This window comes from [Enterobacter] lignolyticus SCF1 (assembly GCF_000164865.1).
GTDB lineage: Bacteria > Pseudomonadota > Gammaproteobacteria > Enterobacterales > Enterobacteriaceae > Enterobacter_B > Enterobacter_B lignolyticus.
Window position 1 is genome coordinate 1,094,653 of the sequence record NC_014618.1, and the last position, 13,360, is coordinate 1,108,012.

The window sequence follows — 13,360 nt, forward strand, 5'->3', positions numbered from 1 at the left end:
CCTTACAGCGCGCAGGACACGCAGCCTTCAATTTCCGTGCCTTCCAGCGCGAGCTGGCGCAGGCGGATGTAGTACAGCGTTTTGATCCCTTTCTTCCAGGCGTAAATCTGCGCCCTGTTGATATCGCGGGTCGTTGCGGTATCCGGGAAGAACAGCGTCAGCGACAGCCCCTGGTCGACATGCTTTGTCGCCTCGGCGTAGGTATCGATAATTTTCTCCGGTCCGATGTCGTACGCGTCCTGATAGAGGTGCAGGTTGTCGTTGGTCATAAACGGCGCCGGGTAGTAAACGCGCCCGGTTTTGCCCTCCTTGCGGATCTCAATCTTCGACGCGACGGGGTGAATGCTGGAGGTGGCGTGGTTGATATAGGAGATAGATCCGGTGGGCGCAATCGCCTGCAGGTTCTGGTTATAAATGCCGTAGCGCATCACCGCGTCGCGCAGCTGGCGCCACATGTCGCGCGTCGGCAGGGTAATCCCGGCGCGCTGAAACAGCGTGCGGACCACCTGCGTTTTCGGCTGCCAGTCGCCCTCCAGATAGGCAGCAAAGTACTCGCCGCTGGCATAGCGCGACTGCGCGAAACCGGCAAAGCTTTGGCCGCGTTCGCGCGCCAGCAGCATTGAGGTATTCAGCGCATGCCAGGTGATGGCGCAGAAATAGAGGTTGGTAAACTCCAGCGCCTCGGGGCTGCCGTAGGCGATACCTTCCCGCGCCAGATAGCCGTGCAGGTTCATCTGCCCAAGGCCGATGGCGTGCGAGGCCGCGTTGCCCGCCTCAATCGACGGCACTGCGCGGATGTGGCTCATGTCCGACACCGCCGTGAGCGCGCGTACGGCGGTTGCCACGGTACGTCCGAAATCCGGGGAGTCCATGGTATGGGCGATGTTCAGCGAACCGAGGTTGCAGGAGATGTCGCGCCCGACGCGGGCGTAGTCCAGGTTTTCATCAAATTCAGAGGCGCTGTTGACCTGCAGGATCTCGGCGCACAGATTGCTCATGTTGATGCGTCCGGCCACCGGGCTTGCGCGGTTCACCGTATCTTCAAACATGATGTAGGGGTAGCCGGATTCAAACTGGATCTCGGCCAGCGTCTGGAAAAACTCGCGGGCGCTGATCCAGGTTTTACGCACCCGCGCGTCGGCGACCAGTTGCTCGTACATCTCCGTGACCGCAATATCGCCAAAGGCTTTACCGTAAAGGCGTTCAACGTCATAGGGCGAGAACAGCGCCATCCGGGCATTTTCCCTGGCCAGCCGGAAGGTGATGTCCGGGATAGTCACCCCCAGCGACAGCGTTTTGATGCGAATTTTCTCATCGGCATTTTCCCGTTTGGTATCGAGAAAACGCAGAATGTCCGGGTGGTGAGCGTTGAGGTAGACCGCGCCTGCGCCCTGGCGCGCGCCAAGCTGGTTGGCGTAGGAGAACGCATCCTCCAGCATTTTCATCACCGGGATCACCCCGGAAGACTGGTTTTCAATCCGCTTGATCGGCGCACCCGCCTCGCGCAGGTTCGACAGCAAAAACGCCACGCCGCCGCCGCGTTTTGACAGCTGCAGCGCGGAATTCACCGCCCGGCCGATCGACTCCATATTGTCTTCGATGCGCAGCAGAAAACAGGAGACCAGCTCGCCGCGCTGCATTTTGCCGCAGTTCAGGAAGGTCGGCGTGGCGGGCTGAAAGCGACCGCTGAGCATTTCATCGGTTAACTGGCGCGCCAGCGCTTCATCGCCCTGAGCCAGCGTCAGGGCCACCATTACCACCCGATCGGGGAAATGCTCCAGATAGCGTTTGCCGTCGAAGGTTTTCAGCGTATAGCTGGTGTAAAACTTCCAGGCGCCGAGGAAGGTCTGAAACTGGAAGCCGTACGCGCTGGCGCAGGCGAAAAGGTCGGTGACGAATGCCTGTTCGTAGCGCGTAAGCACCGCCTCGTCGTAATACCCCCCGGCAACCAGCCAGTCGAGCCGCTCCTGCGCGGAGGCGAAGATGGCCGAGTTCGGCTGGACGTGGGCGCTCATGAATGCCGCGACGGCGTCGCGGTCCTTGCTGAACTGAATGCGGCCTGACGCATCGTACAGGTTCAGCATGGCGTTCAGCGCGTGGTAATCCGTCGTGTTTTGCATCACGCGTTCTGCGGTGGTGGTTGCCAAAATTCGTTCACTCCTTTTCGCACATTGTCGATATCGCGCCGGGTGCCCATCAGCTCGAAGCGGTAGAGATACGGCACGCCGCATTTTTGCGCGATGACGTCTCCGGCGCGGCCATAGGCGTCGCCAAAGTTCCGGTTGCCCGCCGCAATGACGCCGCGAATGCGCTGACGGTTGTGCGGGTCATTTAAAAAATGAATCACCTGGCGGGGAACCGCGCCTGCCGTCCCCCCGCCGCCGTAGCTCGGCACCACCAGGATATAGGGCTCATCGACCCGGATACGCTCGCGCCCGTTGAGCGGAATGCGCACCGCGGGTAGCCCCAGACGCTGCATAAAGCGGTGCGTGTTTTCGGAGCTGCTGGAGAAATAGACGAGGGTGGTCATGCGCAGGCGGCATCAGGAGGCAGACGGTTAATCATGTCGGGACGAAAGCCTGACCAGCGGTGCTCGCCGGCGATCACCACCGGCAGCTGGCGGAACCCTTCGGCGCGCAGGGCTTCCGCCGCTTCAGGATGCTGGTCGAGATTGACGGTGTCGAAGGTGAAGCCGCGGCTGTCCATCGCCCGCTTTGTGGCGTGGCACTGCAGGCAGTTATCTCGAGTGTAAATAGTAATACGCATGATTTGTATTTCCGTTCATGGTGACAAAACGGCGCAAAAGCGAGCGTCGGTAAGTGCGGGTAGTGATAACGGAAATACTAGATGTAGATTTATAAAACATCAACCATACAATATATGGTATTTATTTTCGAAGTAGCCCCATCGCAAGGCGCAATGGGGCGGGGGGATTTTGCAGGCAATTACATGCGCATGCTGACGGCGAGGCGGTTAAAAGCGTTCATCAGGCTGATGGCGAACGTCAGGTCGCTAATCTCGCGCGGGGTGAAATGTTCCTCCAGCGGCTGATAGACCGCATCCTCGGCGCGGGTACGCGCGATATCGGTTAACTCCTCCGCCCAGGCCAGCGCCACGCGCTCGCGCTCGCTGAACTGGTGGCTGACGCGCCAGCCTGCCAGAGCATCCAGCTTCAGCGGGTCGACGCCGCGTTTGCGCAGCGCTTTGCTATGCATTTCAAGGCAGAAGGCGCAGCCGTTTATCTGCGATACCCGCAGGTAAACCAGTTCGATAAGCGTCAGATCCAGTTCGCTTTTTTCCAGCGCCTTCTTGGCCTGGCCAAAGGCGTTATAGACTTCCGGGCTCAACTCGTAATAGGGCTGACGTAATGTGGTCATGGCTTACTCTCCTCTTAAGATGCGCAAAATGTAGCACTATAATGGACTGCTAAAGAGAGCCATCTTTGCGTGGAAAAAGCAGACCATGAATGAAGCGAATGCAGGCCCGCGCTACCGGCAGATAGCCCGGCGGCTGAAGGCGGCGATTGAGTCCGGCGAGCTGGCGCCGGGCAAACGGCTACCGGCAAGCCGCGTGTACGCCCAGGAGCTCGGTGTGTCCCGGGCGACCGTTGAGGCCGCCTACGGCGAGCTGGTGGCGCAGGGATGGCTGGAGCGGCGGGGGCAAGCCGGGACGTTTGTCAGCGATCGTCTGGCGCCTGCGGCGCCCGTCGCCCCGGCAACCTGGTTTGGCGGCGAGCAGCCGCATCCTCAGCCGTTTCAGCTCGGGTTACCGGCGCTGGATCTGTTCCCGCGCGCGCTGTGGGCGCGGGTCATGGGGCGGCGGCTGCGTACGCAAACGCGCTTTGCGCTCGCGCTGGGCGACGTATGCGGAGAAGGTGAGCTGCGCAGCGCCATCGCCGGGTATCTGCACTTCTCCCGCAGCATCGAGTGTCGGCCGGAGCAGATCTTTATCACCCCCGGGTATGCGGCCTCAATGACGATGATTTTGCAGACGCTGGCAAAGCCCGGCGACATCATGTGGCTGGAGGACCCCGGCTTCCCGCTGATTCGCCCGGTGATTGCCCGCCACGGCGTGAGGTTTTATCCGGCCGCGGTGGACGAGGAGGGGCTGGACGTCGAGGCCGCCATCCGCGAGGCGCCGGAGGCCCGTTTTGCTCTGCTGACGCCCGCTCATCAAAGCCCGTTGGGCGTGGCGCTGTCGCTTGCAAGGCGCAGACAGCTGCTCGACTGGGCGGCGCATCGCGATGCCTGGATTATTGAGGATGATTACGACAGCGAGTTTCGCTACCAGGGAAAACCGCTGCCGCCGATAAAAAGTCTCGATGCGCCGCAGCGGGTGATCTACGCCGGTACGTTCAGCAAGTCCCTGTTTCCCTCGCTGCGCGCCGCCTGGCTGGTGGTGCCGCTGCCGCTGGTGCCCGCTTTTCGCGAGCAGGCGGCGCTCACGGCCTGTAGCGTACCGCTGCTCTGGCAGCTAACGCTGAGCGATTTTATCCGCGAGGGGCACTTCTGGCGGCACCTTAAACGTATGCGTCAGCGCTACGCCCAGCGGCGGCACTGGCTTGAGCAGGCGCTCAGCGCGCAGGGATTTCGCGTTGTGGCGCAGCAGGGCGGCATTCAGCTGCTGGCGGCGGTTGACGGTAACGACAGCGTCCAGGCGGCGCGAGCGCGCGAGGCCGGGCTTGCGGTCCAGGCGCTGAGCGACTGGCGGCTGACCTCGCGTGGCGCGGGAGGGCTGCTGATGAGCTTTACCAACATCATGAGCGAAGAGCAGGCGCAGCAACAGGTACAGCTGCTGGCGCGGGCGATAAAATAATGCCCCTGCAAACCGAAGCCTGCAGGGGCTGACGCGTATTTATTATCTTCACTATCAGTAACAGTATTAGAGGGAATTCAGAATTTCGCCAATATTCGCCGACGGCCCAACGGAAAATGTCTGAAGTAAATCACGCCGCCATGGACGCTTTATGGATTTTTCTGAAAGCGGCGTTAATGCTGAATACGGTAAGGTGGCGTGGCAGTAGAAGATAACGAGGAATGATTATGTATTTACGACCCGATGAGGTGGCGCGCGTTCTTGAAAAAGTTGGCTTTACGATGGATGCCGTAACGCAAAAAACGTATGGTTATCGGCGTGGCGACAATTATGTTTATGTCAATCGTGAAGCGCGTATGGGCAGGACGGCGCTTATCATTCATCCGGCGTTAAAAGAGCGAAGTTTTTCGCTGGCGGAACCCGCTTCGGATATCAAAACCTGCGATCACTACCTGCAGTTTCCGCTTTATTTAGGCGGTGATGCCCGGGAGCATTACGGTATTCCGCACGGGTTCAGTTCGCGAGTGGCGCTGGAGCGTTTTCTGAATGGGTTGTTCGGCGACGGGCAATAAGTTGACGACTGGCGTAATGCCAGTCGTCAGCATTCAGGCGTACTGGCTGACCCGAAACAGGCGGCGGCAGTAATCGAGAAAATAGCCGTAGACGGCGCCCATCATCATCGATACCACGATATTCGAACTCACCGCCGCGGCGATCTGGTGCCAGTCGGCGCCTACCGACAGCAGGATCACGACATATACCGGCGACTGGAAGGTGACATAGGCCAGCACGTCGGCCAGGTTCTTCATCCATTTCGACGGGCTGATGCGCAGAGCGCGGCGCATTACCCAGTCGCGATAAAAACCGTACGGCCATGCAATGAGTATGTTGACCGGGATCGCCACCAGACGCGAAGAAAGCGACTGCTCAAAGCTCATCCCGGAGAGAAAAACTTCAATCAGCATGTTCACGACGGAACAGTAAACCACCATCGCGAACGTATCTGCTGCCGCATGACGCAGGCGTGACTGCGCAGAGAACATGGGTCTGATCCTCGAAAAAAGTGGCGAAGTATCGGCTAAGATTGCGTTCTGTCAGAGTAATGGGTTGTCTGACTTTGTGTGTATAGCGTATCTATCTATAATAAAACTAACAACTAGCTAAATATTTTTATTTAATGGCTTTTTGTCGATAAAATACTCTGCAATCGTTCGTTTTTTACTCGCGGCGCTATTTTTGTTGCTGCCGGCTCATTTATATTTATGAATCAATGGATTATGCTGTGTCTGTTTTTTTCTGCCGGAGAGCGTCAGCGGTTACTGAGGCGCGGTATTGAGATTCCTGTCACAAACGGTGTTTTTAACCAGGATGTAACACTAGTCTGGATAATGATGCTAAATCAGCCAGTGATTTTTTATGCGATTAATATGGGTGGTTATGTAAAACTGGCTGTAAGGTCCGCTAGGCTGCGGCGCATTCGCGTACAAATAATATCGCTGAGGCGCTGAAACGGTATTCAGGTCATACAAAGGTATTCATCCTTTTATATATATAAAACTGTCGTCCATTATTATTAAATATAATCAGAATAATGTTGAAATTAGCCATGATGTACTCTGGTGGCTGGAGTCTGCATGACAAATATAATACACTCGGCGCTGTAGTTTGCTTTTGCCAACACCTCAAAGGATTTAAATAATATATGTCACTCATGTTAAATAAATTGAATAACATGCGCTTATTACGCGCGATGTCACGGGAATTCTCCATTGACGTTCTTGACGAAATGCTGGAAAAGGTCAGGGTCGTCACTGAAGAAAAACGTGCGCAGGCGCAGGAGCATCGCCAGAGTCAGGCGCAGAAGCAGGAAAAAATCTCCACCTGGCTTGAGGCGATGCAGGCGGAAGGTATCTCCGTGCAGGATCTTTTCACCACCGCGCCGGGCGTCTGTGACGGGGTGAAAAAACGGGCGCCGCGTCCGGCGAAATATCGCTACACCGATGTGAACGGCGAAATGAAAACCTGGACCGGACAGGGCAGAACGCCAAAACCCATCGCACAGGCGCTGGCTGGCGGCAAATCGCTGAATGATTTTTTAATCTAATTCGTTTTGCGGTGAGGGATGTGAGTATTTGTTAAAAACATGTAAAACAGGGTAAACGCACCGGACAACCCAACCATGCTGACGCATAATAGAAATGCTTAGAGAGAGGTCTCTTTTTTTTCATTGGCTGTTTGTGTGGAGTGTATATGGGTTTCTGGCGCATTGTTTTTACTATTCTGATCCCGCCGCTGGGTGTTCTGCTGGGCAAAGGGTTTGGCTGGGCGTTCATTATTAACATCATTCTGACGCTGCTTGGTTATATTCCTGGACTGATTCACGCATTCTGGGTACAAACCCGCGACTGATTTAACGCAAACGGGGCGGCGCTGGCCGCCCCGCTGCTGTGATTACCCTTCCGGTTACCTGCGCATCACCCCTTCGTAAATCAGCTTCAGCGCGAAAACGCCGATCACCGCGCCGATCGCCCGGCTGGCGATACGCTGAACCCGGGCGTAGCCGCGGCGCACGGCGGGCAGCGAGAAGGCCTGGCTGAGAAAGAGCCGCCAGATGACCGAACTCAGCACAATTCCGCACCACGCCAGCAGCTTGGCCCATGTCGGTGTGGCGGCGCTGAGCGTGACGGAAAAGATACTGATAAAAAACAGCACGGTCTGCGGATTCGACAGGCAGGTCAGCAGGCCGCTGCGTAAAAATACGTGCCACGGCGCGGCAATGGGCTGCAGCAGCGCGGAGGACTGCGGCGAAGGCTGGCGCTTCATGCTTTTTATTGCGAACCACAGCAGATAGCCGCCGCCGACTATCTTTATGATCGAAAAAAGCCCTTCGCACTGGGTGATGAGCGTCGCCATGCCGAACAGGCCTAACCCGGAGTAAAACGTATCCCCCAGCGCCACGCCGAGGCCGGTCAGCGCGCCCGCCCGTCGCCCGGAAGCCAGACTGGTTTGCACCACGACAAACAGGTTTGCGCCGGGGTTGAAAAAGGTGAGGACGAACAGGCCCACCGTCAGGACGATGGCGTGCAGCGGTTCCATAGGCAAAATCATCCACGCAGGTTATCAGCTACCAGAATACGGGCTGCGCTTTCGCCATGCTGCGAGAAGCATCACAGCCGGAAAATATAAAAATGAGCGCCGCAAAATATGACAAATGGCTATTTTCAGGCAAACCCCCTCCATTTATTTTCTGGCGATGTATTATCTGCCCGTCCGACATATTCAGTGGTGCCGGTGGTATTTTGCATAGCCTTATTATGTGTTTATGGAGTGTATTATGATTAACAAATTTACCCTGTCTACGGCAGGTATTTTTGCCGCAGCCGTGCTGGCTACCGCCAGCGTCAGCGCCGTCTCTAAGGACGTCACCCCTAAGAACATGAACTGCCAGGAGTTCATCGACCTCAACCCGCAGACCATGGCGCCTGTCGCGTTCTGGATGCTGAATGAAGACGAAGATTTTAAAGGCGGCGACTACGTGGATTTCCATGAAACCGAGACGACGGCGGTTCCGCTGACCATCGAACTTTGCAAAAAGAACCCGCAAAGTCCGCTGAAGAATATTAAAGATGAAGTGAAAAAAGAATTAAAAAAATAGCCATGCTGACGGTTGCTAAAAATAGTCCCCCCTATTTTTAGCATCTGGTTTACCAGACGCCTGGCGACCGTCAGGCTCACGCCCCCTCGCCTGCGAGGGGGCGCGTTCGTCCGGCGCTAGGCGCGGATATCCGCGTAGGCGGGCGTTGTGTCGAACTCGTGCTTCGCAAAGGGGCATAGCGGGATGATTTTGCGGTTTTCCTTACGCATCTTCTCCACGACTTTCGCCACCAGCTGTTTACCCACGCCCTGGCCCTTCAGGCTGACGTCGACATCGGTGTGCTCGATGATGGCAAGATGGTCGCCCGTCGGGACGAACACCACCTCCGCCAGCGGGTTGCCGGCGGCATCATTGACGTAAAAACGGTTGTGACCTTCCAGAATTTCCATTTTTCCCTCACCAGGTATTATTTGTGACGATACTTCAGCGCGCCGCTGGGGCAGGTGTCTATCACCTTCATTACCGTCTGCGGGTCGACGCTGTCGGTCGCAATCCACGGCTTGCGCTTGAGGTTAAACAGCTGGCTGCTGCCCCGTACGCAGTTCCCCGAGTGCTGGCAGAGCTGCGTGTTGAAATAGATATCTATCTTTTCACCGCGGTAGAGCCGGTATCCGGCATCGATAAGTTCTTTATCCACGACATTGCCTCTGAGGGTTATTGTTCTTACCCGGTTAAGCATAGCCCCGTCCCCGGCGTTTAAAAAGGAAAACCCAGGGCGGAAAAGGGATATTGCGCCGCGACGGGCTAATCTAAACGAATCCTCTCCGGCTGGCCTTTTTTACTTTACTTACTCCGATGCCTGACTATAATGACGACAAATTCATACAGGAGTAATACGTTGGACAGTCACCCTTATTTAATTTACAAGGCAAGCTAACGCGACGTATTCCTGCCGCTGCTTGCCGAACTGGCGGGCAGCAATCCCTTCTTATTGACGATTGCATTCCCGATAAATTTGCACAACGCGACGTATCGCGAGGTTTATCGTCATGTTCATGTTCAAACACTCATTATTCCCTCCGCCGTCGGCGCGACGTTAATCACCGTTTAAGGTGACAATTTGTCGTGTGCTGAATACAGCACGTATTTATTCTTCCAGAAAAAATGGAGGAACATATGCTGATGTTTCCTTATATCTCAAATTTACTGGCGGCGATGCTGCTGGGGGCGCTGATCGGCGCCGAAAGACAATGGCGTCAACGTATGGCGGGGCTGCGGACAAATGCGCTGGTCGCCACCGGCGCGGCGGTCTTTATTCTTAGCTCCATGTCGGCATCGCCTGACAGCCCCGGCCGTATTGCCGCCCAGATAGTCTCCGGCATTGGCTTTCTTGGCGCTGGCGTCATCATGCGCGAAGGCATGAACGTGCGCGGCCTCAATACCGCCGCCACGCTGTGGTGCTCGGCGGGTATCGGCGTACTGTGCGGGCTGGGGCAGTTCTGGAATGCGGCGGCGGCCACGCTCATTATTTTGTGCGCCAATATTTTACTGCGTGAAGCGGCGCAGCGTATTAATCAGTATCCCGGGGCGGCGGATGAAGAAAAGCGCTACGTCCTGAAAGTTACCTGCAGGAATGATAATGAAAGCGCGGTCCGTCAGCTTTTATTAAGTGTGGCAAAAGAGTTTGCTCTGAGCGTGCAGGGATTAGGCTCGTCGTCGCTGGATGAACCCGGGCATAAAGAGATTCATGCCGAGGTTATTAGCGGTGCGGATTCCCGGAAAACGCTCGACCTTATTATGAGTAAAATCGGCGTTAATGAAAGTATCACTTCTGTGCGCTGGAGCATTGTGGGGAACTGATACCCTGCGGCCGTCAAATAATATTATCTGAAACAAGGAGGGAATGATGGAGATTCCCATAAGCGTAAAATAAACGCGCCGTACTGAGTCATATCATAAAAAATTATGCATAGCTTTTTATGCAGGGATAAACACGTCTTAAAGTGGGGAAAAATCATGACTGACATGAAAGTAGAAAACCGGAAATTAAACCGGCTGACGTCAGAAAATGATAAGCAAAATAAGAAAAGCTTTCCGATTGAAGCGGAAGCGTTTAACAGCCCGGAACATACGCTTTCACGGCTGGAGAGCGATCGTCGCGGCCTGTACGTCGATGACGCCCGCGAACGGCTGCTGGCGTATGGCCGCAACGAGGTGGCGCACGAGCAGGCGCCGCCCGCGCTGGTGCAGCTGCTGCAGGCATTCAATAACCCGTTTATTTACGTTCTGATGGCGCTGGCCGTCGTGAGTTTCTTCACCGACTTCTGGCTTCCACTGCGCAGCGGTGAAGAAACTGACCTGACGGGGGTGACGATTATTCTGACCATGGTCAGCCTGAGCGGCCTGCTGCGTTTCTGGCAGGAGTTTCGCACCAACAAGGCCGCCCAGGCGCTGAAGTCGATGGTCAGAACAACCGCCACGGTGCTGCGTCGCGGTGGTGAGGGCAACGAGCCGCTAAAAATGGAAATCGCCGTTGAGGAGCTGGTGCCGGGCGACATTATCTTTCTCGCCGCGGGCGACATGGTGCCCGCGGATGTCCGGCTGCTGGAGTCCCGCGATCTGTTCGTCAGCCAGTCGATTCTCACCGGCGAATCTCTGCCGGTAGAAAAATATGACGTGATGGCGAGCGTCTCCGGTAAGGACAGCCAGCAGCTGGCGGCGCCCGATCGCAGCAAAAGCCTGCTGGAGCTGGGCAATATCTGCCTGATGGGCACCAACGTGACCAGCGGCAGGGCGCAGGCGGTCGTGGTGGCGACCGGCGGCCAGACCTGGTTCGGCTCGCTGGCGAAATCCATTGTCGGTACACGTACGCAAACGGCGTTCGACCGCGGCGTGAACAGCGTCAGCTGGCTGCTGATCCGCTTTATGCTGGTGATGGTGCCGATAGTCTTGCTGATCAACGGCTTCAGCAAAGGCGACTGGGTCGAAGCCTCGCTGTTTGCGCTGGCGGTCGCCGTCGGCCTGACGCCGGAGATGCTGCCGATGATCGTCAGCTCCAACCTGGCGAAGGGCGCCATCGCCATGTCGCGCCGTAAAGTGATCGTCAAGCGGCTGAACGCTATCCAGAATTTCGGCGCTATGGACGTACTGTGCACCGATAAAACCGGCACCCTGACCCAGGACCACATTATTCTCGAGCATCATCTGGATGCGGCGGGCGCTGAAAGCAGCCGGGTGCTGACGCTGGCCTGGCTCAACAGCAACAGCCAGAGCGGCACCCGCAACCTGATGGACCGCGCGATTTTGCGCTTTGGCGAGGGACGACTGGCGGCGGGAGTTAAGGAGGGGTTCGTTAAGCTCGATGAGCTGCCCTTCGATTTTGTGCGCCGCCGCGTGTCGGTTTCCGTGGAAGATGTGCGCGACGGCCGCAGAAGCCTTATCTGCAAAGGCGCGGTGGAAGAGATGCTGATGGTCGCCACGCACCTGCGCGAAGGGGAAAACGTGGTGGCGCTGGACCAGACGCGCCGTGACCTGCTGCTGGCAAAAACGCAGGATTACAACGCGCAGGGGTTCCGCGTGCTGCTGGTGGCGATGCGTCATCTGGACGATGCCTCCCTCACGAGGCCGCTTTGCACCGACGATGAGCAGGGCCTGACGATTGAAGGGATGCTGACGTTCCTCGATCCGCCGAAAGAGAGCGCGGAAAAAGCCATTACCGCGCTGCGCGATAACGGCGTGGCGGTAAAGGTGCTGACCGGCGACAACCCGATAGTCACTACCCGTATTTGCCTGGAGGTGGGGATTGACCCGCACGGTATTCTGACCGGCCCGGAAGTCGAGGCCATGTCGGATAGCGAACTGGCGCAGGCGGTGGAGCAACGCGCTGTGTTCGCCAAACTGACGCCGTTGCAAAAATCCCGCATTCTGAAGGCGCTGCAAAAGAACGGGCATACCGTCGGTTTCCTCGGCGACGGCATTAACGACGCCCCGGCGTTGCGCGATGCCGACGTGGGGATTTCCGTCGACAGCGCAGCAGATATTGCCAAAGAGTCATCGGATATTATTTTGCTGGAAAAAGATCTTGGGGTGCTGGAAGAGGGGGTGATCAAAGGCCGCGAGACCTTCGGGAATATCATCAAGTACCTGAATATGACCGCCAGCTCCAACTTCGGCAACGTGTTCTCCGTACTGGTGGCCAGCGCGTTTATCCCGTTCCTGCCGATGCTGGCGATTCATCTGCTGATCCAGAACCTGATGTACGACATTTCCCAACTGTCGCTGCCATGGGACAAAATGGATAAAGAGTTTTTACGTAAGCCGCGCAAGTGGGACGCCAAAAACATAGGCCGTTTCATGCTGTGGATCGGGCCGACCTCGTCCATTTTCGATATCACTACCTTTGCGCTGATGTGGTACGTCTTTGCGGCAAACCACGTTGAAGCTCAGGCGCTATTCCAGTCCGGCTGGTTTATTGAGGGGCTGCTGTCGCAAACGCTGGTGGTACACATGTTAAGGACGCAGAAAATCCCGTTTATACAGAGCCGCGCGACGCTGCCGGTGCTGCTCACCACCGCCTGCATTATGGTCATTGGTATCTATATTCCCTTCTCGCCGCTGGGCGCCATGGTGGGGCTTGAGCCGCTGCCGCTAAGCTACTTCCCGTGGCTGGTGGCGACGCTTCTGAGCTATTGCCTCGTGGCGCAGGGGATGAAGCGCTTTTATATCAAACGCTTTGGTCAGTGGTTCTGACCTGGCCGGGAGGGACGTATGCGTAAACGTAGCGTGGAGCCTGTGTTCATCCAGGTCATTATTTTCGCGGTCCTGATTATTTTACTCACGGTGTTTGTTCGTTAACCCGGAAGCGGGGACGCGCAGGGCGCGTCCCTTTTTCACTTTCCGGCTGATTATAATATTTATCATATATTCATTATCCTGCCGTATCGTTTGGGC

16 protein-coding genes are annotated in these 13,360 nt (G+C 56.6%); 8 read left to right on the forward strand and 8 right to left on the reverse strand.

Annotated elements, in window-relative coordinates:
- Positions 1-2: 2 nt before the first annotated feature.
- The 4 genes from nrdE to ENTCL_RS05255 form a co-directional block, all read right to left on the reverse strand.
- The gene (gene nrdE, locus ENTCL_RS05240; protein ID WP_013365068.1) at positions 3-2,147 is read right to left on the reverse strand and encodes a class 1b ribonucleoside-diphosphate reductase subunit alpha; all 2,145 of its coding nucleotides are present in this window, start codon (positions 2,145-2,147) and stop codon (positions 3-5) included.
- Complete coding sequence (gene nrdI, locus ENTCL_RS05245) at positions 2,120-2,530, reverse strand: class Ib ribonucleoside-diphosphate reductase assembly flavoprotein NrdI (protein ID WP_013365069.1); 411 nt, start codon at positions 2,528-2,530, stop codon at positions 2,120-2,122. The genes nrdE and nrdI overlap by 28 nt, the downstream gene beginning before the upstream one ends.
- Positions 2,527-2,766, reverse strand: a complete 240-nt coding sequence (gene nrdH / locus ENTCL_RS05250) for a glutaredoxin-like protein NrdH (RefSeq protein WP_013365070.1) — start codon at positions 2,764-2,766, stop codon at positions 2,527-2,529. The genes nrdI and nrdH overlap by 4 nt, the downstream gene beginning before the upstream one ends.
- A gap of 179 nt (positions 2,767-2,945) precedes the next feature.
- Positions 2,946-3,377 carry a carboxymuconolactone decarboxylase family protein gene (locus ENTCL_RS05255; protein ID WP_013365071.1) on the reverse strand — a complete coding sequence of 144 codons (432 nt, stop codon included), beginning with the start codon at positions 3,375-3,377 and terminating at the stop codon, positions 2,946-2,948.
- Positions 3,378-3,462: 85 nt separating this feature from the next.
- Here ENTCL_RS05255 and pdxR point away from each other — a divergent pair, with 85 nt between their 5' ends.
- Together pdxR and ENTCL_RS05265 are read left to right on the forward strand one after the other, a co-directional pair.
- On the forward strand, positions 3,463-4,815 hold the full coding sequence (gene pdxR, locus ENTCL_RS05260; RefSeq protein ID WP_013365072.1) for a MocR-like pyridoxine biosynthesis transcription factor PdxR: 1,353 nt from the start codon (positions 3,463-3,465) through the stop codon (positions 4,813-4,815).
- Between the two features lie 227 nt (positions 4,816-5,042).
- A complete protein-coding gene (locus ENTCL_RS05265; protein WP_013365073.1) occupies positions 5,043-5,387 on the forward strand; it encodes a DUF2002 family protein in 345 nt (114 codons plus the stop codon).
- 33 nt (positions 5,388-5,420) lie between these two features.
- On the opposite strand, the gene alaE is transcribed toward ENTCL_RS05265, so the two are convergent.
- Complete coding sequence (gene alaE / locus ENTCL_RS05270) at positions 5,421-5,858, reverse strand: L-alanine exporter AlaE (RefSeq protein ID WP_013365074.1); 438 nt, start codon at positions 5,856-5,858, stop codon at positions 5,421-5,423.
- Positions 5,859-6,517: 659 nt separating this feature from the next.
- On the opposite strand from alaE, the gene stpA reads away from it, so the two are divergent.
- Entirely contained in the window at positions 6,518-6,919 is a 402-nt protein-coding gene (gene stpA / locus ENTCL_RS05275; RefSeq protein ID WP_013365075.1) for a DNA-binding protein StpA, read from the forward strand.
- Between the two features lie 146 nt (positions 6,920-7,065).
- Positions 7,066-7,224, forward strand: a complete 159-nt coding sequence (locus tag ENTCL_RS22670; RefSeq protein WP_013365076.1) for a YqaE/Pmp3 family membrane protein — start codon at positions 7,066-7,068, stop codon at positions 7,222-7,224.
- A 54-nt stretch (positions 7,225-7,278) separates the two neighbouring features.
- Here the strand turns inward: ENTCL_RS22670 and ENTCL_RS05285 are convergent, their stop codons facing one another.
- Positions 7,279-7,923, reverse strand: a complete 645-nt coding sequence (locus ENTCL_RS05285; protein ID WP_420805089.1) for a LysE family transporter — start codon at positions 7,921-7,923, stop codon at positions 7,279-7,281.
- Between the two features lie 229 nt (positions 7,924-8,152).
- On the opposite strand from ENTCL_RS05285, the gene hdeB reads away from it, so the two are divergent.
- Complete coding sequence (gene hdeB, locus ENTCL_RS05290; RefSeq protein WP_044612065.1) at positions 8,153-8,470, forward strand: acid-activated periplasmic chaperone HdeB; 318 nt, start codon at positions 8,153-8,155, stop codon at positions 8,468-8,470.
- 116 nt (positions 8,471-8,586) lie between these two features.
- Here the strand turns inward: hdeB and ENTCL_RS05295 are convergent, their stop codons facing one another.
- Together ENTCL_RS05295 and ENTCL_RS05300 are read right to left on the reverse strand one after the other, a co-directional pair.
- A complete protein-coding gene (locus ENTCL_RS05295; RefSeq protein WP_013365079.1) occupies positions 8,587-8,859 on the reverse strand; it encodes a GNAT family N-acetyltransferase in 273 nt (90 codons plus the stop codon).
- A gap of 17 nt (positions 8,860-8,876) precedes the next feature.
- Entirely contained in the window at positions 8,877-9,107 is a 231-nt protein-coding gene (locus tag ENTCL_RS05300) for a (4Fe-4S)-binding protein (protein WP_044611898.1), read from the reverse strand.
- Between the two features lie 467 nt (positions 9,108-9,574).
- On the opposite strand from ENTCL_RS05300, the gene ENTCL_RS05305 reads away from it, so the two are divergent.
- The 3 genes from ENTCL_RS05305 (at position 9,575) to mgtU (ending at position 13,264) form a co-directional block, all read left to right on the forward strand.
- Complete coding sequence (locus ENTCL_RS05305) at positions 9,575-10,270, forward strand: MgtC family protein (RefSeq protein WP_044611899.1); 696 nt, start codon at positions 9,575-9,577, stop codon at positions 10,268-10,270.
- Positions 10,271-10,426: 156 nt separating this feature from the next.
- Positions 10,427-13,159, forward strand: a complete 2,733-nt coding sequence (gene mgtA / locus ENTCL_RS05310; RefSeq protein WP_013365082.1) for a magnesium-translocating P-type ATPase — start codon at positions 10,427-10,429, stop codon at positions 13,157-13,159.
- Between the two features lie 18 nt (positions 13,160-13,177).
- Entirely contained in the window at positions 13,178-13,264 is an 87-nt protein-coding gene (gene mgtU / locus ENTCL_RS24100) for a magnesium transporter protection protein MgtU (protein ID WP_418112726.1), read from the forward strand.
- Positions 13,265-13,360: the final 96 nt, after the last annotated feature.

Coding starts and splice junctions, on each gene's coding strand:
- ENTCL_RS05295 (WP_013365079.1), bottom strand. CDS start 8,859: ATGGAAATTCTGGAAGGTCACAACCGTTTTTACGTCAATGATGCCGCC.
- mgtA (WP_013365082.1), top strand. CDS start 10,427: ATGACTGACATGAAAGTAGAAAACCGGAAATTAAACCGGCTGACGTCA.
- ENTCL_RS05255 (WP_013365071.1), bottom strand. CDS start 3,377: ATGACCACATTACGTCAGCCCTATTACGAGTTGAGCCCGGAAGTCTAT.
- ENTCL_RS05305 (WP_044611899.1), top strand. CDS start 9,575: ATGGAGGAACATATGCTGATGTTTCCTTATATCTCAAATTTACTGGCG.
- ENTCL_RS05265 (WP_013365073.1), top strand. CDS start 5,043: ATGTATTTACGACCCGATGAGGTGGCGCGCGTTCTTGAAAAAGTTGGC.
- nrdI (WP_013365069.1), bottom strand. CDS start 2,530: ATGACCACCCTCGTCTATTTCTCCAGCAGCTCCGAAAACACGCACCGC.
- mgtU (WP_418112726.1), top strand. CDS start 13,178: ATGCGTAAACGTAGCGTGGAGCCTGTGTTCATCCAGGTCATTATTTTC.
- stpA (WP_013365075.1), top strand. CDS start 6,518: ATGTCACTCATGTTAAATAAATTGAATAACATGCGCTTATTACGCGCG.
- alaE (WP_013365074.1), bottom strand. CDS start 5,858: ATGTTCTCTGCGCAGTCACGCCTGCGTCATGCGGCAGCAGATACGTTC.
- ENTCL_RS22670 (WP_013365076.1), top strand. CDS start 7,066: ATGGGTTTCTGGCGCATTGTTTTTACTATTCTGATCCCGCCGCTGGGT.
- nrdH (WP_013365070.1), bottom strand. CDS start 2,766: ATGCGTATTACTATTTACACTCGAGATAACTGCCTGCAGTGCCACGCC.
- ENTCL_RS05285 (WP_420805089.1), bottom strand. CDS start 7,923: ATGATTTTGCCTATGGAACCGCTGCACGCCATCGTCCTGACGGTGGGC.
- pdxR (WP_013365072.1), top strand. CDS start 3,463: ATGAATGAAGCGAATGCAGGCCCGCGCTACCGGCAGATAGCCCGGCGG.